Here is a 23,204-nt window from a genome sequence, read left to right on the forward strand (position 1 = left end):
CCTCAGACGCGCTTCTACAGGCCCAGTCGCTTGTTCATCATGTCGAGTGTCAGCCAAGGAGGACCGTCGCGCAGCGCGCACAGCAATTCCTCTCCGAAGAGCCTCCCGTTCGGGAACGCGTCGCCCAACTCCCAACGCCACGCCGCGACCACCGCGAGGACGAGCTGTCGGCACTCGTCCAGCAGCCCTCCGTCGATGTCCGGGTAGTGCTCGCAGGCCTCCGCGGGAACATGGGCGAGGTCGTACTCCACGGGGCCACGGCAGCACGTCTCGAAATCGATGAACAACGGACCGTCGTTCGTGCTGAGCACATTGCCCATATGCGGCTCGCCGTGCAGCAGCTGCTCCACGGCGCCGCGCTGCTCGATCGCCCGGCGCAGGCTCGTGAGCCTGCCGCCGAGGAGGACGCGGTCCGCGTCGGCGAGCTCCGGCGAGCGAGCCGGGTCGGCGACGACCTCCACCGCCTCCGTGATGCGGTCCGTGAACCGCGGGCTCGGCATATCGACCGTGCGCATGCCGGCGTGCAGCAGTTCCAGCGCCCTGGCGCAGTCGGCTGGTGAGACGTGAGGTGTCACGGGCTCGTAGTAGGTCCACAGCGTCACGGTGAAGCCCTCACGCGTGTACACCCGGGGCTCCAAGGGGCACACCGGGGACCCGGCCCCGGCGAGCCGCTGGGCGAGCCCGACCTCGAACTGTGCGACCTCTTGTCCCACAGGTGCGACCCGGGCGAAGGTGTCGCACGGCGTCAGCCGCAGTGCCAGCTTGTTCGAGTTGTGGAGCACGACTGCGTCGCTGACTGGCAGGCCGAGCGATGTGGCGACCGACGTCGCAGCCGCCACCGCACGCGTCACGTTGGACGACTCCATCCGCACATCGTGGCACACCGGCCGCTGGCGGTTTCCTCGTCCGCGTCAGGCACGGGGCCGGCTTGTGCGGGGGCGTCACTCCCCTCGGGGCGTGCGGACCGTCCTGCCGCCGGGCCAGGGCAGGTCGACATCCGCCCAGGCTCCGTCCCTGACGGTTTGGACGGGCTCGGTGTGAGGGCTGCGGCCCGCCCTCGTCCGATGGCCGAGGACGAGGGCCGCTCACCGTTTGACGACCGGAGTGAAGGCGTCCCGGATGCCGGAGGTGGTGGTGGAGACGAACTCGTCGCCACCGGGGCCGAAGTCGTACCCGATCCGGTACTCGTACAGCAGCGTCCTCGGGCAGCTCGTCCCGCTGATCTGCACCTCGCGCGGGTCGACGCGCTCACCGGTGCGCAGTGCGTAGACCTTCAGCGGGATCCTGACCTTGCGGAAGGTCACCTCGTGGGGGAGCCTCTCGTGCCGCTTGTTCTCGTAGTAGCAGGTCTCGACGGCGTCTCCGTTCTCCGCCGTGTCCGCGCAGACCACGAGCGCGGCCTGGGCGGGGTCGCTGGTGCGCCAGCCGTCGGGGAGCTTGCCGGTGTACTCGGAGTCGCCGAGGAACAGCGCCCGGTTGAGACCCTTGCGGTGGGGCGGGGCACCGCTGTACTTCGCGGGCGCGTCGCAGTAGCCCGAACTCGCGCTGTGCGTGTCCGCGACCAGGCGGCCCACCTCCTCCAGTTCGATGGCGAGCGTGGCCTTCCGCACGCCGCCGCGCGCCCGCTCCGTACGGGCGTCGTCCGGGTACGTGTCGAGGAGCTGCTGATAGCGCACTCGTGCCCGCTGCCACTTGTCCCCGTTCATCAGGTCGTCGCCGCACCCCAGCAGCGCGGCGGGTTCCGTGCGCCCGGCGGTCTCGGCGGACCGGTCCAGTACGTCGCCGGTGGGCTCGCGCTCGCGGAGCCAGCCGGCGACGGTGGCGGTGGCACAGGCGTCTTCGGTGGGCAGGCCGCCGAGGAAGGCGTCCAGGACCGTGCGGACGGTCTGCCCGTTCCCGGGCTCCTCCAGGACATGGGCGAGGATGCCGAAGCCGCGCTCCAGGTCCTCGGTGCTCCCGCTCCGTCCGGCGGCCAGCGTGTCCGCGGCCCGCTCCAGCCGGTGGCACGCCGCGACCACCGCGTCGCCGGGCTGCACCGCCGGTCCTCCCGCGACGCGGTGGCCGAACCACACCTCGCCCTGCGCGGCCACGGCCGCCTCGCAGTCGCCCCCTTCGCGGGCCTCGCGCACGCGGTCCTCGATCCCGTACGCGTCGACGCGCAGCAGCACCGCGGACAGCAGCACCGCGACCGTCACGGTGAGGGTGCCCACGCGCTGCCCGCGCCGTACGGCGTGCCGCGCGCGCCGACGGGCCAGGAACCAGCCGTGGGAGGTACCGGCCGTCCACCACAGGAGCAGCACGGCCTCGCACCAGGCCGCGGCGGCCGAGGCGGTGAGCCCCAGGAGGAAGACGGTGCCGAGCGCGGCGAGCGCGGCGAGCCGCCGGTGGCCCAGCAGCAGGTATCCGATGCCCAGCAGCGAGGCGTTGCCGAGCGCCGCCGCCACCGGGTCACACGGCGCCGGGGTGCTGCGCGGCGGCCCGGGAGGCTCCGGCTGCTCGCCGGGCGGCCGGCCCGGGCCGGGGGTGTGCGTCGGGTCGTCCATGGTGGTCACCCCCGGGACGGAGTCGGAGCCGGGCCGCGTACGGAGAACCAGCGGTGGACGGTGTCGCCGAGCACCAGCCACAGGGCCGACACGTCGACGCCGAAGAGCACGAGCACGGCGAGGCTGGGCCCACCGGAGGCCAGCGAGCCGACAACGCCGAGGAGCGTCGAGAACGCCACGAGGCCCAGCCACCCGGCGAACACCACGCGGACCCAGGGCCGTCGCTTCCGGGCCCGTACGACGCAGACCGCCAGGAGCACCGCCAGTCCCCAGCAGCACAGCGCCACGGACCAGGCCATGCCCATCGGCATCAGCAGGTCCTGCCCGTGCTCCTGCTTGCCGGTGTTCTCCTGGAGAAGCGCCCAGCCGCCGACGGCCGTCCCCAGCGCGTGCAGGGCGACGACCACGAGGACCAGGACGAGGGCCGCCGGCATACGCGCCGACTCCGGCGGACCGGGCCGGGCGGACGGAGCGGGCGGGCAGGAAGGGCTCTGCACCGGGGTCACCTCGTGCTTCCGTCGGCCGGGAGGGTGCTGTGCGGACACGGGCCCGGTCCACCGCGCGGACGCTGCCGCGCGGGCCGTCCCTGTGTCCGGCCGCGTCCGGCCGCCCGGGCCGCCGCGTGCGTCGCCGCGTACGCTTGCGCGCCGTACCCCTCGGCGCGGCGCCGGGCGTGAGATCCCCCGTGCATGTCTCTCCTTCGGTCGGTGCCGGTCTACCGGTCTGTGGTGGGAAGGCGGCCGGAGTCCGCGCCGGACCCGGACCGCGCCGCGGCCCGTCCCGGCCGCGTCCCTCCAACATGCGACCGCCGGACGCCGTTGTTCAGCAGGCCCCCGGCCAGGGCTAAACAACCTGCCCGGCGCGCACCGGGCGGGGACCACCCGGGAGGAATCGCGCAGATCGGGTAAACGCCCGTACCTCGCCCACCGGCAGCTCCGGCCCTCGCTTGCGGCCACCCGCCGCGACTCCCTACCGTGGGCGCCTGAGCGGACGCGCTGGGTCACAGGCCGGAGCGGTGACGTGGCTGGCCGAGGACAGGACGGGAACGTGTCGGGACGATTAGGGCCGGGGCGCGCCGAGGGCGAGCTGGACCCGGAGGCCGGAGCCGTACCGCGGTTCGCCGCCGGGCTGCGCGCGCTGCGCGAGTCCGCGGGCAGGCCGACGTACCGGGCGATGGCCCGGCGGGCACGGTACGGGGTGACCGCCCTGTCGCAGGCGGCGGCCGGGAAGCACCTGCCCACCCGCGCGGTGGCACTCGCCTACGTGCAGGCGTGCGGCGGCGACGTCGCCGAGTGGGAGCGCCGCTGGCACAAGGCGTCGGCCGAGCTGGCCGCCGAGACCGCCCGCGCCGGGGGTGCCCGGCCGCCGTACCGCGGCCTGACCCGCTTCGAACCGGACGACGCCCAGCTCTTCTTCGGCCGCGACCAGCTCGTGGACCGGCTCGTCGGGCTGACCCGCGAGCACCGCCTCACCGCCGTCTTCGGCCCCTCCGGCAGCGGCAAGTCCTCGCTGCTGCGGGCCGGGCTGATCCCCCGGCTGCGCACTCCGCGCGACGGCGCGGGCCAAGGGGGCGGTGCGGCCCCTCCCGCCGCGGTGCGCATCCTCACGCCGGGCGCCGACCCGCTGCGCACACACGCCGACCGGCTCACGCCCGTGCCCGGCACCGACGCCGACACCTGGCTGGTCGTCGACCAGTTCGAGGAGCTGTACACCCTCGGCGCCGAACCGGCCGACCGGGACGCCTTCATCGACCGCCTCGTCGCCGCCGCCGACACCGGCAGCCGCCTGCGCGTCGTCCTCGCGGTGCGGGCCGACTTCCTCGGCCGCTGCGCCGAGCACGCCGGTCTCACCGCCGCGTTACAGGACGCCACGCTGCTCGCCGGGCCGATGAGCCGCGCGGAGCTGCGGGAGGCCATCGTCCGCCCGGCCGCCGCGGCGGGACTGGTCGTGGAACGGTCCCTGACCGACCGCGTCCTGGACGACGTCGAGGGCGCTCCGGGCGGGCTGCCGATGATGTCGCACGCCCTGCTGGAGACCTGGCGCCACCGCAACGGCCGCGTCCTGACCGAGGCCGCCTACACGGCGGCCGGCGGACTGCACGGCGCCGTCGTCCGCACGGCCGAACAGGTGTACGGCGAGTTCACCGCGTCCCAGGCCGAGCTGGCCCGCCGCATCCTGCTCCGCCTCGTCGCCCCCGGGAACGGCACACCCGACACACGCCGGCCCGCCGAGCACGCGGAACTCGGCTTCGGCGACCCCGCCGGCACCCGCGTGGTCCTGGAACGCCTGGTCCGCGCCCGCCTCGTCACCTCCGACGACGACACCGTCGACCTCGCCCACGAGTCCCTGATCACCGCCTGGCCCCGCCTGCGCGGATGGACGGACGCCGAACGTGACCGCCTGCGCGTCCACCGCTCGCTCTCCGAGGCGGCCCGCACCTGGCGCTCGCTCGGCCGGGAGAACGCCGCGCTCTACGCCGGCACGCGTCTGGACGCCGCCCGTGACGCCTTCCCGCCCGGCACCGCGCGGAAGGGCCGCGAGGACGGCCGGGCCGACGCGCTCACCCCGTGGGAGCGGCAGTTCCTCGACGCCTCGCTGCGGCGGCGGCACCGCGCCGCGCGCCTGCGCCGTACGACGGTGGCCCTGCTCGTCGCGCTGGTACTGCTCGCCACCGGCACCGCCGTCGTCGCCCTCCAGGCGCGCACCGCGGCGCAGGCCCAACGGGACGACGCCGTCTTCGGCCGCCTCACCGCCGAGGCCGACGGGTCCGGGGAGGGCAGCGTGCGCGCCGTCGCGTTCGCCCCGGGCGGGAAACTCCTGGCCACCGCCGGGTTCGACGGGTCCGTACGCATGTGGCGGTTCAGCCGGGAGGAGGGGATCGCACCGCTCGGCGAGCCGCTGCGTGCCCACACCGCCTCCGTCTGGACGCTGGCCTTCACCCCGGACGGCCGGACGCTGGCCACGGCCGGGTTCGACGAGACCGTGCGGCTGTGGGACGTGTCTCCCGCGGGCCGCCTCCAGTCGCTGACCGAACCGCTCGCCGGGCACACCGCGCCCGTCCTGTCGCTGGCGTTCAGCTTTGACGGCCGCACCCTGGCGACCGCGGGCGAGGACGACTCCCCCCTCCTGTGGAACGTGGCCGATCCCGCGTATCCGCAGCAGCTCGCGGAGCCCCTGGCCGGCCACACGGAGGCCGTGTGGGAGGTGGCCTTCGCCCCGGACGGCCGCACACTCGCCAGCACCGGGGCCGACCGCAGCGTCCGCCTCTGGCACCGGCCGCCGGCCGTCCTGACCGATTTCACCAACCCTCTGACCGCCGTCGCCTACAGCCCCGACGGGCGGCTGCTCGCCGCCGCCAGCACCGACGACGCACTGATCCGCCTGTGGGACGTGGGCGTCCCGGGCCGTCCGCGCCGGATACCGCGCACGCTCACCGGCCACGAGGACGAGGTGCTGGCCATCGCGTTCACCCCGGACAGCCGCACGCTGGCCAGCGGCTCGGGGGACGGCACCGTGCGGCTGTGGGACCTCACCGCGCCGGACCACCCCGCCCCGCTCGGCGAACCGCTGGAGGCGCACCACGGCGGCGCCCTCGCCGTCGCGTTCACGGGGGACGGCCGCACGCTGGCCAGCGGCGGACGCGATCACGCGGTGCGGCTGTGGGACGCGTCCCGGCCCGGCCGCGTCCGGCCACTGGGCGGACCGCTGCGCGGCCACCGGGACGCCGTCACCTCCGTGGCCTTCGCACGCGGCGGCCGCGTCCTGGCCAGCGGCAGCGAGGACGGCACCGCGCGGATGTGGCACGCGGGCGAGGGGGCGCGGGCGCGGACCGCGGGCGCGGCTCTCACCGGGCACGACCAGAGCGTCAACGCCGTGGCCTTCGCCCCGGACGGCCGGACGCTGGCCACCGGCAGCGGCGACCGCACGGTGCGGCTGTGGCACGTACGGCGCGCGGACCGCGTGCGGCCGGCGGGGCCGGAACTGTCCGGGCACCGCGGGCCGGTCAACGCCGTGGCCTTCGCCCCGGACGGCCGGACGCTGGCCACCGGCAGTGGCGACCGCACGGTCCGGCTGTGGGACGTGGCCGACCCGGCCCGCGCCGAGTCCGCCGGCGGGGAACTCACCGGCCACCTCCGGACCGTCACCTCCGTCGCGTTCAGCCCGGATGGGGACACCCTCGCCTCGGCCGGTTACGACCTGACGGCCCGGGTGTGGACCCTCGACGCGGACCGTGCGGCCGACACCGTCTGCGAGCGCACCGGCGGCGTCCTCACCCGGGCCGAGTGGGAGGTGCACCTGCCGCGGCTCGGCTACCGGGAGGCGTGCGAGACGCGGCGGCGAGAGGCGGGCGGGTAGGCGGGCCAAGCCCCTTCCCTCACTCCCGGCACAGGCTTTAAGGAGAACGCACACGCGAAATACCGGCGTAGCGTTCGACATTCCCGCACCCACGCCACTCGCCCGAGGTACTCGTAGTATGTGACTTTGCACGAGCAGCCATCAGCGGCCGATCGCAGAGCGGATCACGGTAGCGTTCCTCTGGCTCCGCACGGAAGGGGCCCGCCCCCGGGGAATGGTGACAGCCATCCCCAGGGGTGCGAAGGAATCAAGACGGGAACACGAATGCTTGACGAATCCGCCGAGGGTGCGCGCAACCGCCCTCCGGGCCATTACACGGTATCAGCCACGTCACTATTCCGGTGCAGTTTCATGGCCAGAAGACGGCTGTGAACTCCTGCGACCGGCCGCTCTGTTCCTGGCCGGCGCAGTCGGCACTGCGGTGGCGCCGCTCTCCCGCCGGGTCCCTCACGCGGTTCCCCGGAGCGCGAGCCTGTCGCCCGGTACAACTCCACTCCTGTTGACGGGGATGTCGCGCTGCCGCTCTCACGCGGTGCAGCGCGGGCACTCCCACGGCCTTCGCCGCCACCACACCGTGTCACGGAACGGCGGCACACTCTCCCGCGGCTCTGGAGACCAAGGACACCACCGTGCTGGAAACCGGCAGCGAGCACGCGCCTCCGTACGCGGCGGGCGCCTGGCGGCCCCGCCGCCCGGCCGCGGCCAGTGGGGCGGCCACCGTGGCCCACCGCCCCCGCGGCCTCGCGGCCATACCCCGCCAACGCACCCGCGAATACGAGGCGTTCGTGCAGTTGCACGAAGCCCACTACCTCCGGTACGCGACCGCGCGCCTGCGCGACGCCGTTGCCGGCCAGGGCGCGGTGGAGACGACGCTCGAGGCCCTCGCAGGCCAGTGGGACGACCTGCTCCGGGCCCCCTGCCCGGCGGCGGACGCCTGGCGCCAGCTCCGCACGGTGGTCAGCGGTGCGCGCCGGAGCGTGCGGCGCCGTCATGCCGGAGTGGACCGGCTGTACCGCACGCTGCCGGACGAGGCCGCCGACGCGGTGCTCCTGCGTTACCGGCTCCGCATGCCCCCGGGCACGGCAGCCGACCTGATGGGGATGGACCGGTCCGCCGTGGCCGCCCTCCTCCAGTCCGCCAGGCGGCGCCTGCCCGCCGCGACCTACGAGCACCTCCAGGAGGACGCCCCGCTTCCGTAGCCACCCAGCGGCTCCGGAGTGAACGTTCGCCAATGAGCGCTCCGTTCGCGCCATTCCGTACCACCGTCACCCGATCCTGCGGTGGTGGATTTTGCCCTGCCCTTCTACGATGACCCCTTGAATCGTGAAAAGTTTCACACGCACAGGAGAGGTCATTGGCGGAAAAACGGCGCGTCGACTTAACGGTGCCCAGCGCGGCCAGGATGTACGACTGGCTCCTGGACGGGCGGTACCACTACGAGGTGGACCGGAGGACCGGCGAGGAGCTGCTACGGCACGCACCCACCATCAAACAGCTGGCCCTCAACAACCGGTGGTTCCTGGAGCGCGTGGTCCGCTCGCTCGTGGAGGAGCACGGCATCCGGCAGTTCATCGACTTCGGATCGGGCCTTCCGACGCAGAACAACGTCCATCAGGTGGCCCAGTCCGTGGACAAGACGTCACGTGTCGTGTACGTCGACAATGATCCGGTCGTCATGGCCCACGGTCTTTCCATCCTCGACGAGAACGAGCGGACGGCCATCCTCTCGGCCGATATGACGAAGCCCGACGACGTCTTCGCGCACGAGGACTTCACGAGGCTCATCGACCTCGACCAGCCCGTCGCCGTGCTGTACGTCTCCGTCTTCCACTGCGTGCCTGACGAGGCGAAGCCGAAGGAGGTCGTCCGCAGCGTCGTCGAGCGCCTGCGGCCGGGAAGTTTCGTGGTGCTCTGCCATCTCGTCAGCGACGACGAGAAGGTCCGCCGGGCGGTGACGGACCTGATGCTGGAGCAGACCCGCGGCCACTGGGGGCGGGTCCGCGAACGGCACGAGGTCGAGGAGTTCTTCGAGGGGCTGACCATCCACCCGCCCGGGCTCGTGGACGTCACCGACTGGCGGCCCGTCTCCGAGCTGCAGCAACGCCAGCGCAGCATCGAGATCACCGACTTCGGGGGCTTGGCCCAGGTGCCGCTGCCGTAATCCCAGGCCGGCGTCCTCACGGCTCGCCGTGAGGACGCCGGCCGACGGGTACGAACGCCTAGTCGCTGTACCGTTCGATGGCCCTGAGCAGCATGTCGTTGCTGACCCGGCGCGAGGCGGCTGCTTCTTCGCTGAGCCGCAGGAGCAGTTCCACGTGACGCTCCACGTCTTCCCTCTTGGTGACGTACGTGGCGTCGTCATGGCCTTCGACGTACACCATCGGCGCCGGACCGGCCGTTCCGAAGATCAGGTGGGTCATGGAGCCGTGGTTGGAGACGACGGTGCTGTCGAAGGGCACGAACCGGATGCGCACGTTCGGCTCGTCGGCGGCGAGTTCCCGCAGCTTGACCAGCTGTTGCCGCATGGTCTCGCGGCTTCCGACCTGACGGTAGAGAACGGCCTCGTCCAGCAGGAACGTCGCCCGCGGAGGCTCGTTCTGGCCGAAGAACCTCTCCTGGCGCTCGCCGCGGAGGCACACCCGCTGCTGTACGGCCTCGCCGTCGGAGACCCGCAGGCCGTTCACGATCACCTGCCGGGCGTACTCCTCGGTCTGGAGCAGGCCCGGCACGATCTTCACCTCGAACGTGGTGAGTTCGGTGGCCTGCGACTCCAGGCCGATCAGCCGCCGCATCCAGGACGCGGTGTAGTCCAGGTACCGGTGGAACCACTCGGGCTCGTTGGCCCGCCGCGCGAGGAACTGGAGGTGGTTCCGCTCCTCCGCCGTCGCCCCGTAGCGCTTCGCCAGGTCCGCCACGTCCCGCACGTCCGGCGGGCTGTCGCCCCGTTCCAGCCGGCTGACCTTGGACACCGAGGCGTTGATGGTCTTGGCCGCCGCCTTCATGGTCACTTTGCGGCGTTCCCTCATGCTGCGGAGAACCGACCCCAGCAGGATTCCGGCCGCGGTCGGGGATACGTCGGGGCGACGAGGAGACACAAAGGGCAGGACGAAGTCATCAGGTCGGGCGGACACGCGCTCTCCAATCATAATGGCATGGCACATGATGGCATGCCGGAGTCACGCGTGTCCGCCGAACTGTGTGCTGAAAACGGTCAGTTGTCTACTGACAGAACGTCGAACTCGCCCTTCTTCGCTCCGTCCAGAAACGCGTCGATCTCCGATGCCAGGAAGACCAGCGCCGGCCCGTCCGGATCGGTCGAGTTGCGCATCGCCACCCGGCCCTGCCCGAGGGCGGCCAGCTCAACACACTGACCGTTCGCCGTGCTCTTCTGGCTCTTGATCCAGACCGCGTCAAGAAACCTAGCGGGTACGCCGTTCCGGTACTGCTCCATACGCCACCTCCATACCGTTGCGTTCGATCATCTGACCTTCTTCTTTCCACCGCTCGCGTCCGTCGCAAACCGGCAGGCCAAAGCTTCATGCAATCCCACCATGCAATCGCATGAGCAGCAGTTACCTGGATACTAGACCCGGACAATCGAACATCGCTGTCCCTCTTAGGGATGACCCGCCGCGTCACTCGGGGTCTTTCAGCTGATCAGACCGCCTGACCCCCCGGCGGAGGAGCGTGCGTTCCCAGGCTGCCCGCTGCCCGGCGCGAGGACTCACCCGGGCGCCGGACGGGAGCACGGGGAGCCGGACCCGGTCCTGGCCCGCGGACCAGCGGACCGGCGGGGACGGAGAGGCTACCGGCACGGCTCCCGGGTCAGCCGTAGCGCCGTGGCTCCCCCGGACGCAGCGCTGACGCGAGCGCGCGGGCGAGCGCGTCCAGTTCCGGGGGCGTGAGACCGGAGACGGTGAGACGGACGGCGGGCGGCGTGGCCACCCGGAAGCGGGCGCCGGGCGCGACCGCCCACCCCTCCCGCAGCAGTGCACCGACCGCCGCCGTCTCGTCCGGGACCGGCACCCACACGTTCATCCCGCTGCGGCCGTGCGCGGTGATTCCGCGCCGGGCCAGGCCGTCCAGCAGGCGCTCGCGCCGCGCGCCGTAGGCCCTGGCGACGGCGGCGGGGTCCACGGCACGCTCCCGCCACAGGCAGGCCACGGTGTCCTGGACCAGGTGGCTGACCCAGCCCGGGCCGAGCCGCTGACGGCCCTGCAACCGGTCGAGGGTGACCGCGTCACCGGTGACCACGGCCAGCCGCAGGTCGGGACCGTACGCCTTGGCCGCCGAGCGGACGACGGCCCAGTGCGCGCAGACCCCGGCCAGCGGGTGCAGCGGCAGGTCCACGATCCCGTGGCCGTGGTCGTCCTCGATGAGCACGGTGGCGGGGTGGGCGGCGAGGACGGCGCGCAGGGCCGCCGCGCGTTCGGCGCCGACGGCGGCACCCGTCGGGTTCTGCGCGCGGGCGGTGACGACGAGGGCGCGGGCACCCCGGGCGAGCGCGCGCCCGGCCTCCTCCGGCAGCGGCCCGTCGTCGTCCACCGCGACCGGCGTCACCCGCAGGCCGAGCGCCGGGACGAGGTCGAGCAGGGCGCCCCAGCCCGGGTCCTCGACGGCGACCGTGTCCCCCGGCCGCAGGTGAGCGGCCAGCACCCGCTCGATCGCGTCCAGCGCGCCCGAGGTGACGGCCACCGGTCCGTCCGGCACGCCGTCGGCCGCGAAGGCGTCCCGGGCCAGCCGGGCCAGTTCGCCGCCGGCCGCCGGTCCGCCGTAGAGCGTGGGGCGGGCCGCGTACCGGGCGGCGGCCTCGGCCAGCGCGTCCGTCAACGGCGGCAGCAGGGCCGGGTCCGGGTTTCCCTCGGCGACGTTGCGCACCCCCGGGGGCGCCGGGGTACCCGCCGACTCCCGGGGCGTACTGGCCGGACGGCCGCGCACCCGGGTGCCGCGCCGTCCGGCCGTCTCGACGACTCCCCGCTCGCGCAGCAGGCGGTAGGCGGCGGCCACGGTGTTGGCGTTGACCCCGAGCCGGGCGGCGAGCTCCCGCAGCGGAGGCAGTGCGGCTCCGGGCGCCAGTGCGCCACGGCCCACGCCCTCCTCCACACTGGCGGCGATCTCGGCGGCGCGCCGCCCGGCGATCCGATATTCTCCTAGCACAAACTCCATTATGCACTAGTTCAATATGTCCCGGCATCGCCGCGCCGGGAAGACCGCGAGAGAGGCCCCAGCATGCCGACGAGCGCCGCCGCTCCCTACGACCCGACCCCCCGCACCGTGCCCACCCGCGCCCGGGAACGCGCCGCCTACGACCGGGAACTGGTGCACCGCATCCTCGACGAGGGCTACGTGTGCCACCTCGGCTTCGTCCGGGACGGCCGGCCGGTGGTACTGCCCACCCTCTACGCGCGCGTCGGGGAGCGGCTCTACCTGCACGGATCCACCGGCTCCCGTCCGCTGCGCGGCACGGGCGAGGAGCCGGCGGGGCTGCCGGTGTGCGTGACCGTCACCCATCTCGACGCGCTGGTGCTGGCCCGCTCCGCGTTCCACCACTCCGTCAACTACCGCTCGGTGGTGGTGCACGGCACCGCTACGCCGGTGACCGGCCCGGCGGAGAAGCGGGAGGCACTGGACGCCCTGGTCGACCACGTCGTGCCGGGCCGCGCTGCCGACTCCCGGCGCGCCGACGCCAGGGAACTGGCCGCCACCGCCGTCGTGGCGCTGGACCTGGTGGAGGTGTCGGCCAAGGTGCGCACCGGCGGCCCGAACGACGAGGCCCGGGACCTCTCACTCCCCCACTGGAGCGGACTGCTGCCGGTCGCCTCCGTCCACGGCGTCCCGGTTCCCTCGGACGACCTCGCCCCCGGTGTTCCCGTGCCGGACTACCTCACCGCGTACGCCCGGCCCTGACCGGGTCTCGGCGAGCACCAGGGCCGTCACCGCGGCCAGCAGCACGGCGGTGCCGACGACGGTGGAGGGGGTCAGGTGTTCGCCCAGCAGCGTCACGGCGATGACGGCGGCCGTCACCGGCTCGATCAGCGTGACCACCGACACGGTGGCGGCGCGCACCACCGCGAGCCCGGCGAAGTACAGCCCGTAGGCCAGCGCGGTGGGCACGGCGGCGACGTACACCATGAGCGCCACGGACCGGCCCAGCGCCTCGGCCTGCGGCCACAGCCCCTCGGCGCCGGCCAGGGGGAGCAGGACCACCGCACCGACGGCGAAGGAGGAGACGGTGGTGCCGAACGGGTCCCCGGCCTCGCCCCTGCGGCCGAGGTGCCGGACGTAGAGGGTCATCGCGGAGTAGCCCGCCGCGGACGCCAGCGCGTACCCGACGCCCACGGGGGCGACGGCGCCCGAACCGTCGGCGCCGCCGAGCACGAGTACGCACAGCCCGGTCAGCGCCCCGGCGGCCGCCAGTGCGCCGCCGCGTCCCAGCCGTTCCGCCATGAGGACCCGGCCGCCGAGCGCGACGAGCACGGGCGCGGCGCCCAGGGTGACGACGGTGGCCACGGCCAGACCGGTGGCCTCCACCGCGGCGAAGTAGGCGGTCTGGAAGACGGTGAGCCCCAGCCCCGTCACGGCGACGCGCACGGCGCGGCGGCCACCGGGAGCGCCGTGCGCGCGGCGCGGGCGCGGCCCGGACGGGCGGCGGACCGCGCGCACGGCCAGCAGCAGCAGGAGGCCGCCCGTGGTGCGCCAGAACGTCAGGGCGAGCGGCCCCAGGCCGCTGCTGTCGAAGAGGAGGGACGCCGCCGCCGCCCGCGGTCCCCCAGGCGGTGGCGGCGACGACGACGAAGAACAGGCCCCGGCCCACGGGCAGGACGGGGGAAGAGAGGTGCTGCATGGAAGTGCTCCCACATCGGTCGGACATCGCGTTCGTCCCGTGTGCGGGCGGCAGCCGGTACCGGCGCGCGGACAGCTCCCTGAGCCGCGGCGCGATTCCTTCCGGTGTGCCCGCCTAGGCGGCGGGCGGCGAGAGCACGGTCTTCGGCATGGTCGGCACCCTAGGGCGCGTCGGCGTCCTGCGGCAACCGCTCCCCAGCACCCGCCCGGCGCTGCCCGGCGACGGGTCCGGCAGGAGCGGGTGCCGAGCGCTGGGCCGTCAGCGCGCCCGCGAGGACGAGTGCGCCGCCGAGCAGCTGCGCGGCCGCCAGCCGCTCGCCCAGCACCACCCAGGCCAGCGCCGTCGCCACGACGGCCTCCAGCGTGGCCACCACCCCGGCCACCTGCGGAGTCAGCCTGCGCACCGAGACGACTCCGGCGAGGTAGGCCGCCACGGTGGCCACCAGCACGATCCAGGCGAGCAGCAGGGCCGCCGGGACCAGCGCGCCGTCCACCGGGACGGAGCCGCGCAGCACCCGCCAGTCCAGGTGCCAGGGCCGGGCGACGACGGTGAGCGCCGCGGCACCGACGAGCAGCCCGTAGGCGATGACGCCGGCCGGGTCGGGGGCACCGCGCGCGTCGCCCGGGCCGCCGCCGTGGGCGGCGAGCACGAAGTAGCCGACCTGGCAGCAGGCGGCGCCGAGCGCGAGCAGCAGCCCGAGCGCGTCGAAGCGCAGCCCTGACCACACCTCCACGACGCAGGCCAGCCCGGTGACGGCCAGCACCACGCCCAGTCCGGCCGCCCGGCTGACCGCCCGGCGCTGGACGAAGCGCACCCAGCCCAGCACCAGGGCGGGGGCGAGGTACTCCACGAGCAGGGCGACGCCGACCGGGATGCGCGAGATGGCGGCGAAGTAGCACGCCTGCACCCCGGCGACCGCCAGCAGGCCGAACCCGGCGAGCAGCGCCGGGCGCTGGCGCGGCAGGGCGCGGTGGCGCCAGGCGAGCGGCAGCAGCACCAGGGCCGCGCCCGCCACCCGAAGCCAGGTGACGTGCAGGGGCTCCATCCCGGCCTCGATGAGCGGCTTGGCCGCCACCCCGGAGCCGCCGAACGCGAAGGCGGACAGCAGGGCGAGCGCCACGCCGGTTCCGGGGCGGGCGGCGGGAGCGGCGGGGGCTGCGGACATGCCGCCATCCTGCCCGCGCCGTACATGAGTGTCGACCTCGTTGGCTCATGACAGCGTCCGCCTGGTGCGGTCCACTGCCCGCGCGGTGGCCGTGGTGACCGCCGTGTCCGGCCCGTTACGGTGCCCGCATGCGCTTCCGTATCGTCGATGCCTTCACCGAACGTCCCTTCGCGGGCAACCCCGCCGCCGTGGTCCTCTTCGACGCCGGCCCCTTCCCGGACGACGCGCGTCTCCAGCGCCTGGCCGCCGAGCTGTACCTCTCCGAGACGGCGTACGCGCACCCGCTGCCGCCCGGCGCCGGCGCCGACTGGGCGCTGCGCTGGTTCACGCCGGTCGCCGAAGTGCGCCTGTGCGGCCACGCCACGCTCGCGACCGCGCACGTGCTCGCCGCCACCGGGCGGGCGCGGGGCACCGTGCGCTTCGCCACGCTCAGCGGCGTGCTCAGCGCGACCGCCGGGGAGGACGGAACCGTCACCCTGGACTTCCCCACCGCGCCGCTCACCCCCGTGGAAGCGCCGGCGGCCGTCGCCGGGGCGCTGGGCACCACCGTCCGCACGGTCCACGAGACCGGGCCGCAGGTGCTCGACCTGCTGGTGGAGGTGGCGGACGAGGCGGCCGTGCGCGCGCTGCGTCCTGACCTGCGGGCCCTGGCCGCCCTCGACGGGCGCGGCGTCATCGTGACCGCCGGGGCCGAGGAAACCGGCGGCGGCTACGACTACGTCTCGCGCTGTTTCTTCCCGGCTCTGGGCATCGACGAGGACCCGGTCACCGGCAGCGCGCACACCGCGCTCGCGCCGCTGTGGTCCGCCCGGCTGGGCCGGGAGACGCTGACGGGGCTCCAGGCGTCCGCCCGCACCGGCCTCGTCCGCACCACGCTGCGCGGCGAGCGCACGCTGCTGACCGGGCACGCCGTCACCGTCGTCGACGGAACGCTGCTCACCGGGTGGTGACCGGCGGCCCGCGCACCGCTCAGGCCGTGGGCAGCCAGCCGACCTTCCCCGCGAGCAGCGCGTAGCCGACGAAGGCGACGATGTCGATGAGCGCGTGCGCCGCGACCAGCGGCCCGACCCGTCCCCAGCGGCGGTAAAGCCACACGAAGACCACGCCCATCACGATGTTGCCGATCAGCCCGCCCACGCCCTGGTAGAGGTGGTAGCTGCCGCGCAGCAGCGCGCTGACCGCCAGGGCCGCCGCAGGACTCCAGCCGAGCTGGTCCAGGCGGCGCAGCAGGTAACCGAGGACGATGACCTCCTCGACCAGGGAGTTCTGCACCGCCGAGAGCACCAGCACGGGCATCTTCCACCACACCTGCGGCAGCGACTCGGGTATGACGGTGAGGTTGAAGCCGGCGGCGCGGGCGCCCAGGTACAGCAGCAGCCCTCCCCCGCCGATCACCGCCGCGACCAGGGCGCCCCGTACCAGGTCGAATCCGGGGCGGCGCAGGTCGCAGCCCAGCAGCCGCAGCCCGCCCCCGGCGCGCTGCGGCTGCCCGGCGCCGCCGAGGGGGCGCGGGACGCCGTGTTCCCGGGTCAGGAGGTGCGCCACGAGCAGTACCGGCACGAGCGCGGTGGCGATGCCGAACACCTGCCAGGCCAGGTCCAGCCACGGGCGGTCGGGGGCGAGCGACCTGTTGAGGTTCGCGGGCTGGGCGGCGAGCCCGCCGGGCCGGGTCAGCGCCCCGGTGAAGCTGATGAGCGCCGAGACCGCGCTGGCGCCCAGGGACAGGGCCAGGACGAGCACCGTCTCGCGTCCGAGCACGGCCCGCGCGGGTCCGGCCAGGGGCGCCGGGGCTGGTTTGCCCTGTTCGCCCGGCTTCCCGGGTTTCCCCGGCTCCCGCGGTGTCCCCGCTGCCTCCGGATCCCCCGGTCCTCCCGGCTGTGACGTCACCGCTCGCCTCCGTACCACCCGTTCGTGCTGGGAGGCCAGCTTGCCGCACGGCCCGCGCCGCCGCCGCCCTGGGGTACGCGCCGCCCGGGACCACGTCGTGCCGGCCACGCCGGGCCGCGGCGCGCCCCGCCCGGCACGTCCTACCCGAGGCCGGGCCAGGTGTGCGCCGGCTCCCCGGAGCGGACGAGTTCCAGGTACCGGCGTGCCGTCGCCGCCAGCGCCTTCTCCCGGTCCAGGCCGGCGTCCAGCCCCTGGTGGTAGGCGGCCACCTGCCAGGCCGCCCCGTTGGTGCGCCGGCGGCAGCGCTGCTCGATGACGCCGAGGTAGTGGTCCCGGTCGGCGGGCTCGATGCCCCAGGCGTCCAGCCCGGACGCGGCCAGCGGCAGCAGTTCGTCGAGCACCAGCCGGTGGGCCGGTACCGTCGCCAGGCCCCCGCCCCGCCCCGGACGCGGCCACCGCAGCCGGGCGTCCATGCCGTACCGGGCGGCGGTGTGGAAGTTCTCCTCGGCGGCGGCGAAGGGCAGGCGGGACCACAGCGGGCGCGGGTCGTCGGCGAGCGCCCGGACGAGGCCGTAGTACAGCGCCGTGTTGGCGAGCACGTCGGTGACCGTGGGCCCGGCGGGCAGGACGCGGTTCTCCACCCGCAGGTGCGGCACGCCGTCGGCGACGTCGTAGACGGGCCGGTTCCACCGGTAGACGGTGCCGTTGTGCAGGGCCAGCTCGGACAGCGCGGGGACGCCGCCCTCTTCCAGCACCGCGAGCGGGTCCTCCTCGTCGCACACCGGCAGCAGTGCGGGGAAGAACCGCACGTTCTCCTCGAAGAGGTCGTAGGCGGAGTCGATCCAGCGCTCGCCGAACCAGGCGCGTGGGCGGACGCCCTGGGCGGCGAACTCGGGGGCCCGCGCGTCGATGGCCTGACCGAACAGCGGGACGCGGGACTCGCGCCACAGCTCCCGCCCGAAGAGGAACGGCGAGTTGGCGCCGACCGCGAGCTGGACTCCGACGACGGCCTGGGCCGCGTTCCACACGTCGGCGAACCGTTCCGGGGTGACCTGGAGGTGCAGCTGCACCGACGTGCAGGCGGCGGCCGGGGCGATGGAGCCGGAGGCGTACCTCAGCCGTTCCGGACCCTCGATGTCGAGCTGCACCTCCTCGCCGCGGGACGCCATGACCTGATCGTTGAGCAGCGTGTAGCGCTCCGCGTCGGAGAAGTTCGCGGAGATCAGGTCCTCGGGCGTGAGGGTGGGGAGAATACCGATCATCAGGATGCGGGCGTCCGCCTCCCGCGCTTTGCGGTCGGCATAGGCGAGACCGGTCCGCAGCTCCTCCGCGAGCTGGTCCAGGACGCGCCCCTCGAAGGGGTGGGGAAGGACGTTGACTTCGAGGTTGAACTGCCCCAGCTCCGTCTGGAAATCCCGGCTCGCGATGCGGTCCAGTACCTCCTCGTTTATCATCCGGGGCATTCCCTGGGCGTCCGCCAGGTTGAGTTCGATCTCCAGCCCCATGAGGTTGCGCGGCCGCTCGAAACGGCGCTGCCCGAGCAGCCGGTCCAGCCCGTGCAGGCACTGGTGGAGCTTGTCCCGGTAGCGACGGCGGTCCGTGAGGCCGAATCCGCCGGCCGCGACCTTCTCCCCCATCGACGTGTTCCTCCTCGATCGGCAGTGCCTCGATGATGCCCCGGGCCGTGATCGACAACTCTCCCCGGGGCAGCCGGTGAGGGTAATCTGGTCGGAAGCCTTCTCGTGGGCACATTCCTGGGGCATACGATGACGGGGAGGCGGCTTCCCCGGCCCGGCCGGGGTAAACGCACCGCCGGATCAGCAGTCCCGCCACGGTCGCCTCCGGCACCGGAGAAGAGGCCCGAACTCCGCACCGCGGGAACGCATTAGCGAAACGGCGCGTTTTCTCCTTGTGCGAAACACCCGAAGCGGCTAGCGGAAACGCCCCGGGAACAAATGTCGTATAAACTTGTGTTCAAGAGGCCGTGACGTGACGTCTTTCGGTTCCGGTCCCTCCTTTTTCCGCGCCCGGCCGCCTGGCCGTGCCCGCCGGTCAGCCGACAGCGTCGTCCGTGCTTCGCCGCGCACCCTCCTGTCTCCCCAAGTGAGAGGCGACCCGCCATGCCCCTGCACGCTCCCCCGGCTCCCGCAGCCGCACTGCGCAGTGTCCTCGCCGCGCTCGGTTCCCGCACCGCCGCGCTCCGCGACGGCCGTGCCCGGTCCGACACGTACGGCGAGCTGCGGCCCGAGCTGCCGCTGCCCGTGCACGTCCTGTCCGGCATCACCGGTCCCGGTGAGCCGCCCACCACGGCGCTGACGGGCTGGCGGTTCCTCCTGCGCGGCACGGAAGCGTCGGTCGGCACGGCCGAGGCCATGCTCACGCCGGACGGCTGGGCGTTCTCGCACTTCGCCGAGGGTCCCTACGTACGCTCCACCGAGACGGCGCTCCGGCGCGCCGAGGCGCTCCCGACGCCGTACCAGCCGCGCCTGCTGTCGGTCCCGGAGCTGTACATGCTGACGCTGTGGCTGCACGCCGACCCGGGGGCCGACCCGGCGGACGGCGCGCTCGCCCCGGCCGACCTGCTGGTGCCGCTGGCGCCCGCGCCCCCGGGCATCGCGCCGAACCTCCCGCACCGGGTGGACGCGCTGCTCCCGCTGCTCACCCACCGGCTGGTGCCCGCCCCCCTGCTCCAGACCCCGGCCTAGGGCTCGCGCCGGCGGACCCACCACAGCGGCCTGCGGTCTGCGGCCCCGTGACCGGCTCGGTCACGGGGCCGCAGACCGCTGACCCGCCGCCGTCCGTGCGGACTAGTCATTCCCGGCCCGGCGCACCACCCGGAAGGGCGGGTAGGGGCACGGGCGACCGCTCGCGCGGGTGACACGTGGTGGTCCGTTGTGGGCCGCTGCGGCGGAATTCCTGCGGAAACGCCCCGCGGGGGACGACACTGGGGAACACGAGACCGGTACCCGGGGGAGCGGGCATGGACGCCGAAGCCCGCCGCAGCACGCACCGCACGTCACCGCAGCGAAAGAGCCGAGAGAACACCACCATGTGCGATCACCAGCCACCCTGCCCGTCAGCCGACTCGCCCGACCGGGAGGCGGCCCATCCCGTGGCCCACCACCCCGGGCAGGGCTGGAGCCTGCTGTGCAACGGCGTCCTGCTGTTCGAGGACACCGGCGAGCTGCTGCCGGACGGGCAGGTCATCGCTCCGCGCCGGCCGCTGGGCACCCACCAGGTCATCACCGCCGCCTGAAACCCGCCCCGCCCGGCGGCGCGGGACGGCCCCGGGACGCCCGCCGCGTGCGGCGGGCGTCCCGGGGCCGTCGCCCGTCGTCAGCCCTCGTACTCCTCCGGCGGGGGGCAGGAGCAGACGAGGTTGCGGTCACCGTAGGCCCCGTCGATGCGGCGCACCGGCGGCCAGCACTTGGCGTCCGCGGTGACACCGGCCGGGTAGGCGGCCTCCTCGCGCGAGTAGGCGCGGTCCCACTCTCCGGCGAGCTGCGCCGCGGTGTGCGGGGCGCCGCGCAGCGGGCTGTCCTCGGCGGTCCACTCCCCCGTGCCGACCTTCTCGATCTCGGCACGGATGGCGATCATCGCGTCGCAGAACCTGTCGAGTTCGCTCAGGTCCTCGCTCTCGGTCGGTTCGATCATCAGGGTGCCCGCGACCGGGAACGACATCGTCGGCGCGTGGAACCCGTAGTCGATCAGCCGCTTGGCGACGTCGTCGATGCTCACGCCGGTCGCCTTCGTCAGGGGCCGCACGTCGATGATGCACTCGTGCGCGACCAGTCCGCCGGGCCCGGTGTACAGCACCGGGTAGTGCGGCTCCAGACGGCGGGCGACGTAGTTGGCGCTGAGGACGGCGACCTGGGTGGCGCGGCGCAGCCCCTCGGCGCCCATGAGACGCACGTACGCCCAGGAGATCGGCAGGATGCCGGCCGATCCCCACGGGGCCGCGGAGACCGGCCCGATCCCCGTTTCCGGCCCCGCCAGCGGCTGGAGCGGGTGGTTGGGCAGGTAGGGCGCCAGGTGGGCGCGCACACCGACCGGTCCGACGCCCGGACCGCCGCCGCCGTGCGGGATGCAGAACGTCTTGTGCAGGTTCAGGTGGGAGACGTCCGCGCCGAAGCGTCCGGGGCGGGCGAGCCCGACCAGCGCGTTGAGGTTGGCGCCGTCCACGTAGACCTGGCCGCCCGCGTCGTGCACGGCGGCGCAGATGTCGGTGATGTCGTCCTCGAACACGCCGTGCGTGGAGGGGTAGGTCACCATGAGCACGGCGAGTTCGTCGCGGTGCTCCGCGATCTTCGCGTGCAGGTCGGCGGCGTCCACGTCACCGCTCTCGCCGGTCTTCACCACGACGACCTTCATCCCGGCCATCACCGCGCTGGCCGCGTTGGTGCCGTGGGCCGAGGACGGGATGAGGCACACCGTGCGCTGCGTGTCACCGTTGGCCCGGTGGTAGGCGCGCACCGCGAGCAGCCCGGCCAGCTCGCCCTGGGAACCGGCGTTGGGCTGGACGGAGACCCGGGCGTAGCCGGTGATCTCCGCGAGCTGCTCCTCCAGTTCCCGGATGAGGGTCAGGTAGCCCTCGGCCTGCTCGGCCGGGGCGAAGGGGTGCAGCGCCGCGAACTGGGGCCAGGTGACCGGTTCCATCTCGGTCGTGGCGTTCAGCTTCATCGTGCAGGAGCCGAGCGGGATCATGCCCCGGTCCAGCGCGTAGTCGCGGTCGGACAGGCGGCGCAGGTAGCGCAGCATGGCCGTCTCGGAGCGGTGCTGGTGGAAGACGGGGTGGGTGAGCACCTCGTCGGTGCGCAGCAGGCCGTCCGGCAGGGCGTCCCCGGTGGCCGCGTCGAGCGCGTCGATCTCCCGCGTGCCGGACCGGACGCCGAAGGCGGACCAGACGGCGGCGAGCTGCTCGCGTCGAGTGGTCTCGTCGCACGCGATGCCCACGTGGTCGGCGTCGGTCAGGCGCAGGTTGACCCCGGCCTCCCGGGCGGCGGCCACGACGTCGGCGGCCCGGCCCGGCACCCTGGCGGTGACCGTGTCGAAGAAGGCGTCGTGCAGTACCTCCACGCCGCCGTCCCGCAGCCCGGCGGCCAGCACCGTGGCGTAGCGGTGGGTGCGCCGGGCGATCGCGGCCAGCCCGTCGGGCCCGTGGTAGACGGCGTACAGTCCGGCCATCACCGCGAGCAGGACCTGCGCGGTGCAGATGTTGCTGGTGGCCTTCTCCCGGCGGATGTGCTGCTCGCGGGTCTGCAGCGCCAGCCGGTAGGCCGCCTTCCCGTCGGCGTCCACCGAGACGCCGACGAGGCGGCCCGGCAGGCTGCGGGCGAACGCGTCGCGCACTGACATGAACCCGGCGTGCGGTCCGCCGAAGCCCATCGGTACGCCGAACCGCTGGCTGGACCCGACCGCGATGTCCGCGCCCAGCTCGCCGGGCGAGGTCAGCAGCGCGAGGGAGAGCAGGTCGGCGGCGACGGTCACGACGGCGCCGAGGGCGTGGGCCTGCTCGATGACGGCACGCGGGTCACGGACGGCGCCCGATGCGCCCGGGTACTGGAGCAGCACGCCGAAGACGCCGCGCTCGGCGGCGTCGGCGGGAATGCCCCCGCTGAGGTCGGCCACGACGACCTCGACGCCGGTCGGTTCGGCGCGGGTGCGGAGCACGGCGACGGTCTGGGGCAGGCAGTCGGCGTCCACGAGGAAGACGCCCTGCTTGACCTTGCCGACACGGCGGGACAGCGCCATGGCCTCGGCCGCCGCGGTGCCCTCGTCCAGCAGGGAGGCGCCGGCGGTGGGCAGTCCGGTCAGGTCCGCGACGACGGTCTGGAAGTTGAGCAGGGCCTCCAGGCGGCCCTGCGAGATCTCCGGCTGGTAGGGCGTGTACGCCGTGTACCAGGCCGGGTTCTCCATGACGTTGCGCAGGATGACGGGCGGTGTGAAGGTGCCGTGGTAACCGAGGCCGATCATGGAGTCGAGGACCTGGTTGCGGTCGGCGAGGCCGCGCAGCTCCGCGAGCACCTCGGCCTCGGAACGCGCCGCCGGGAGACCGAGCGCATCGGTGCTCTTGATCACCTCGGGGACGGCGGCGGCCGTCAGCTCGTCCAGCGAGCCGTAGCCGACCTGGGCGAGCATCTTGGCCTGCTGCGCGGCGTCGGGGCCGATGTGCCGCTGCGCGAAGGACGTGCCCTCGTCCAGCGCGCTGAGCGGTGTGCGTGCGGTGGTCATCTGCGGAGGCCTCCTGGTCTGTGCGACCTGCGAGGGGCAGCACGGGTGCGTGCCCGGACGGCCTCCCCCTCTGTCATCTCAACCTGAGAGTTTCACCGGGCCGTCCGTCGCTGCCCGGCTTTCACCGTCGGTGAGGAGGAGCCGCGGGCGCCGTCGCGTCCTCAGCCCGCCCTGCTTT

General features: G+C 74.0%; 17 protein-coding genes and 1 pseudogene. 7 read left to right on the plus strand and 11 right to left on the minus strand.

What is annotated here, in order from left to right; genetic code table 11:
- Positions 1–14: 14 nt before the first annotated feature.
- From V1J52_RS24745 to V1J52_RS24755, 3 genes are all read right to left on the minus strand, one after another.
- Positions 15–866, minus strand: coding sequence for a phosphotransferase enzyme family protein (locus tag V1J52_RS24745; protein WP_330142178.1), 852 nt, complete (start codon positions 864–866; stop codon positions 15–17).
- A gap of 219 nt (positions 867–1,085) precedes the next feature.
- Positions 1,086–2,543 carry a hypothetical protein gene (locus V1J52_RS24750; RefSeq protein ID WP_330142179.1) on the minus strand — a complete coding sequence of 486 codons (1,458 nt, stop codon included), beginning with the start codon at positions 2,541–2,543 and terminating at the stop codon, positions 1,086–1,088.
- Between the two features lie 5 nt (positions 2,544–2,548).
- Positions 2,549–2,977 (minus strand): hypothetical protein, encoded by a 429-nt coding sequence (locus V1J52_RS24755; RefSeq protein WP_330142180.1) that lies wholly within the window; start codon positions 2,975–2,977, stop codon positions 2,549–2,551.
- Positions 2,978–3,590: 613 nt separating this feature from the next.
- Between V1J52_RS24755 and V1J52_RS24760 the strand changes: the two genes are divergently transcribed.
- The 3 genes from V1J52_RS24760 (at position 3,591) to V1J52_RS24770 (ending at position 9,060) form a co-directional block, all read left to right on the plus strand.
- Entirely contained in the window at positions 3,591–6,899 is a 3,309-nt protein-coding gene (locus tag V1J52_RS24760) for an nSTAND1 domain-containing NTPase (RefSeq protein ID WP_330142181.1), read from the plus strand.
- 629 nt (positions 6,900–7,528) lie between these two features.
- Positions 7,529–8,098, plus strand: coding sequence for a sigma-70 RNA polymerase sigma factor region 4 domain-containing protein (locus tag V1J52_RS24765; protein WP_330142182.1), 570 nt, complete (start codon positions 7,529–7,531; stop codon positions 8,096–8,098).
- A gap of 155 nt (positions 8,099–8,253) precedes the next feature.
- A complete protein-coding gene (locus tag V1J52_RS24770; protein WP_330142183.1) occupies positions 8,254–9,060 on the plus strand; it encodes an SAM-dependent methyltransferase in 807 nt (268 codons plus the stop codon).
- A gap of 58 nt (positions 9,061–9,118) precedes the next feature.
- Here the strand turns inward: V1J52_RS24770 and V1J52_RS24775 are convergent, their stop codons facing one another.
- From V1J52_RS24775 to V1J52_RS24785, 3 genes are all read right to left on the minus strand, one after another.
- Positions 9,119–10,060: a helix-turn-helix domain-containing protein gene (locus V1J52_RS24775; RefSeq protein WP_330142184.1), complete on the minus strand. Its 942-nt coding sequence runs from the start codon at positions 10,058–10,060 to the stop codon at positions 9,119–9,121.
- Between the two features lie 50 nt (positions 10,061–10,110).
- Complete coding sequence (locus tag V1J52_RS24780) at positions 10,111–10,350, minus strand: DUF397 domain-containing protein (protein ID WP_330142185.1); 240 nt, start codon at positions 10,348–10,350, stop codon at positions 10,111–10,113.
- A 374-nt stretch (positions 10,351–10,724) separates the two neighbouring features.
- Positions 10,725–12,065 (minus strand): aminotransferase class I/II-fold pyridoxal phosphate-dependent enzyme, encoded by a 1,341-nt coding sequence (locus V1J52_RS24785; protein WP_330142186.1) that lies wholly within the window; start codon positions 12,063–12,065, stop codon positions 10,725–10,727.
- A 63-nt stretch (positions 12,066–12,128) separates the two neighbouring features.
- Between V1J52_RS24785 and V1J52_RS24790 the strand changes: the two genes are divergently transcribed.
- Positions 12,129–12,806: a pyridoxamine 5'-phosphate oxidase family protein gene (locus tag V1J52_RS24790; protein ID WP_330142187.1), complete on the plus strand. Its 678-nt coding sequence runs from the start codon at positions 12,129–12,131 to the stop codon at positions 12,804–12,806.
- Here V1J52_RS24790 and V1J52_RS24795 read toward each other — a convergent pair.
- Positions 12,789–13,743 (minus strand): annotated as a pseudogene (locus tag V1J52_RS24795) (DMT family transporter); the annotation flags it as partial. The gene V1J52_RS24790 and the pseudogene V1J52_RS24795 sit on opposite strands and share 18 nt — an antisense overlap.
- A 160-nt stretch (positions 13,744–13,903) precedes the next feature.
- Positions 13,904–14,908, minus strand: a complete 1,005-nt coding sequence (locus V1J52_RS24800) for an EamA family transporter (RefSeq protein ID WP_330142188.1) — start codon at positions 14,906–14,908, stop codon at positions 13,904–13,906.
- Between the two features lie 128 nt (positions 14,909–15,036).
- Between V1J52_RS24800 and V1J52_RS24805 the strand changes: the two genes are divergently transcribed.
- Positions 15,037–15,858 (plus strand): PhzF family phenazine biosynthesis protein, encoded by an 822-nt coding sequence (locus V1J52_RS24805; protein WP_330142189.1) that lies wholly within the window; start codon positions 15,037–15,039, stop codon positions 15,856–15,858.
- A 19-nt stretch (positions 15,859–15,877) separates the two neighbouring features.
- On the opposite strand, the gene V1J52_RS24810 is transcribed toward V1J52_RS24805, so the two are convergent.
- On the minus strand, positions 15,878–16,666 hold the full coding sequence (locus tag V1J52_RS24810) for a CPBP family intramembrane glutamic endopeptidase (protein WP_443075923.1): 789 nt from the start codon (positions 16,664–16,666) through the stop codon (positions 15,878–15,880).
- A 269-nt stretch (positions 16,667–16,935) separates the two neighbouring features.
- The gene (locus V1J52_RS24815; RefSeq protein ID WP_330142190.1) at positions 16,936–18,432 is read right to left on the minus strand and encodes a glutamate-cysteine ligase family protein; all 1,497 of its coding nucleotides are present in this window, start codon (positions 18,430–18,432) and stop codon (positions 16,936–16,938) included.
- Positions 18,433–18,915: 483 nt separating this feature from the next.
- Between V1J52_RS24815 and V1J52_RS24820 the strand changes: the two genes are divergently transcribed.
- Positions 18,916–19,500, plus strand: coding sequence for a hypothetical protein (locus tag V1J52_RS24820; protein WP_330142191.1), 585 nt, complete (start codon positions 18,916–18,918; stop codon positions 19,498–19,500).
- Between the two features lie 344 nt (positions 19,501–19,844).
- The gene (locus V1J52_RS24825; protein ID WP_330142208.1) at positions 19,845–20,051 is read left to right on the plus strand and encodes a DUF5999 family protein; all 207 of its coding nucleotides are present in this window, start codon (positions 19,845–19,847) and stop codon (positions 20,049–20,051) included.
- Between the two features lie 80 nt (positions 20,052–20,131).
- Here V1J52_RS24825 and gcvP read toward each other — a convergent pair whose 3' ends face one another.
- A complete protein-coding gene (gene gcvP / locus V1J52_RS24830; protein ID WP_330142192.1) occupies positions 20,132–23,026 on the minus strand; it encodes an aminomethyl-transferring glycine dehydrogenase in 2,895 nt (964 codons plus the stop codon).
- Between the last annotated feature and the right edge of the window lie 178 nt (positions 23,027–23,204).

This window comes from Streptomyces solitudinis (genome assembly GCF_036323765.1).
Lineage (GTDB): Bacteria > Actinomycetota > Actinomycetes > Streptomycetales > Streptomycetaceae > Streptomyces.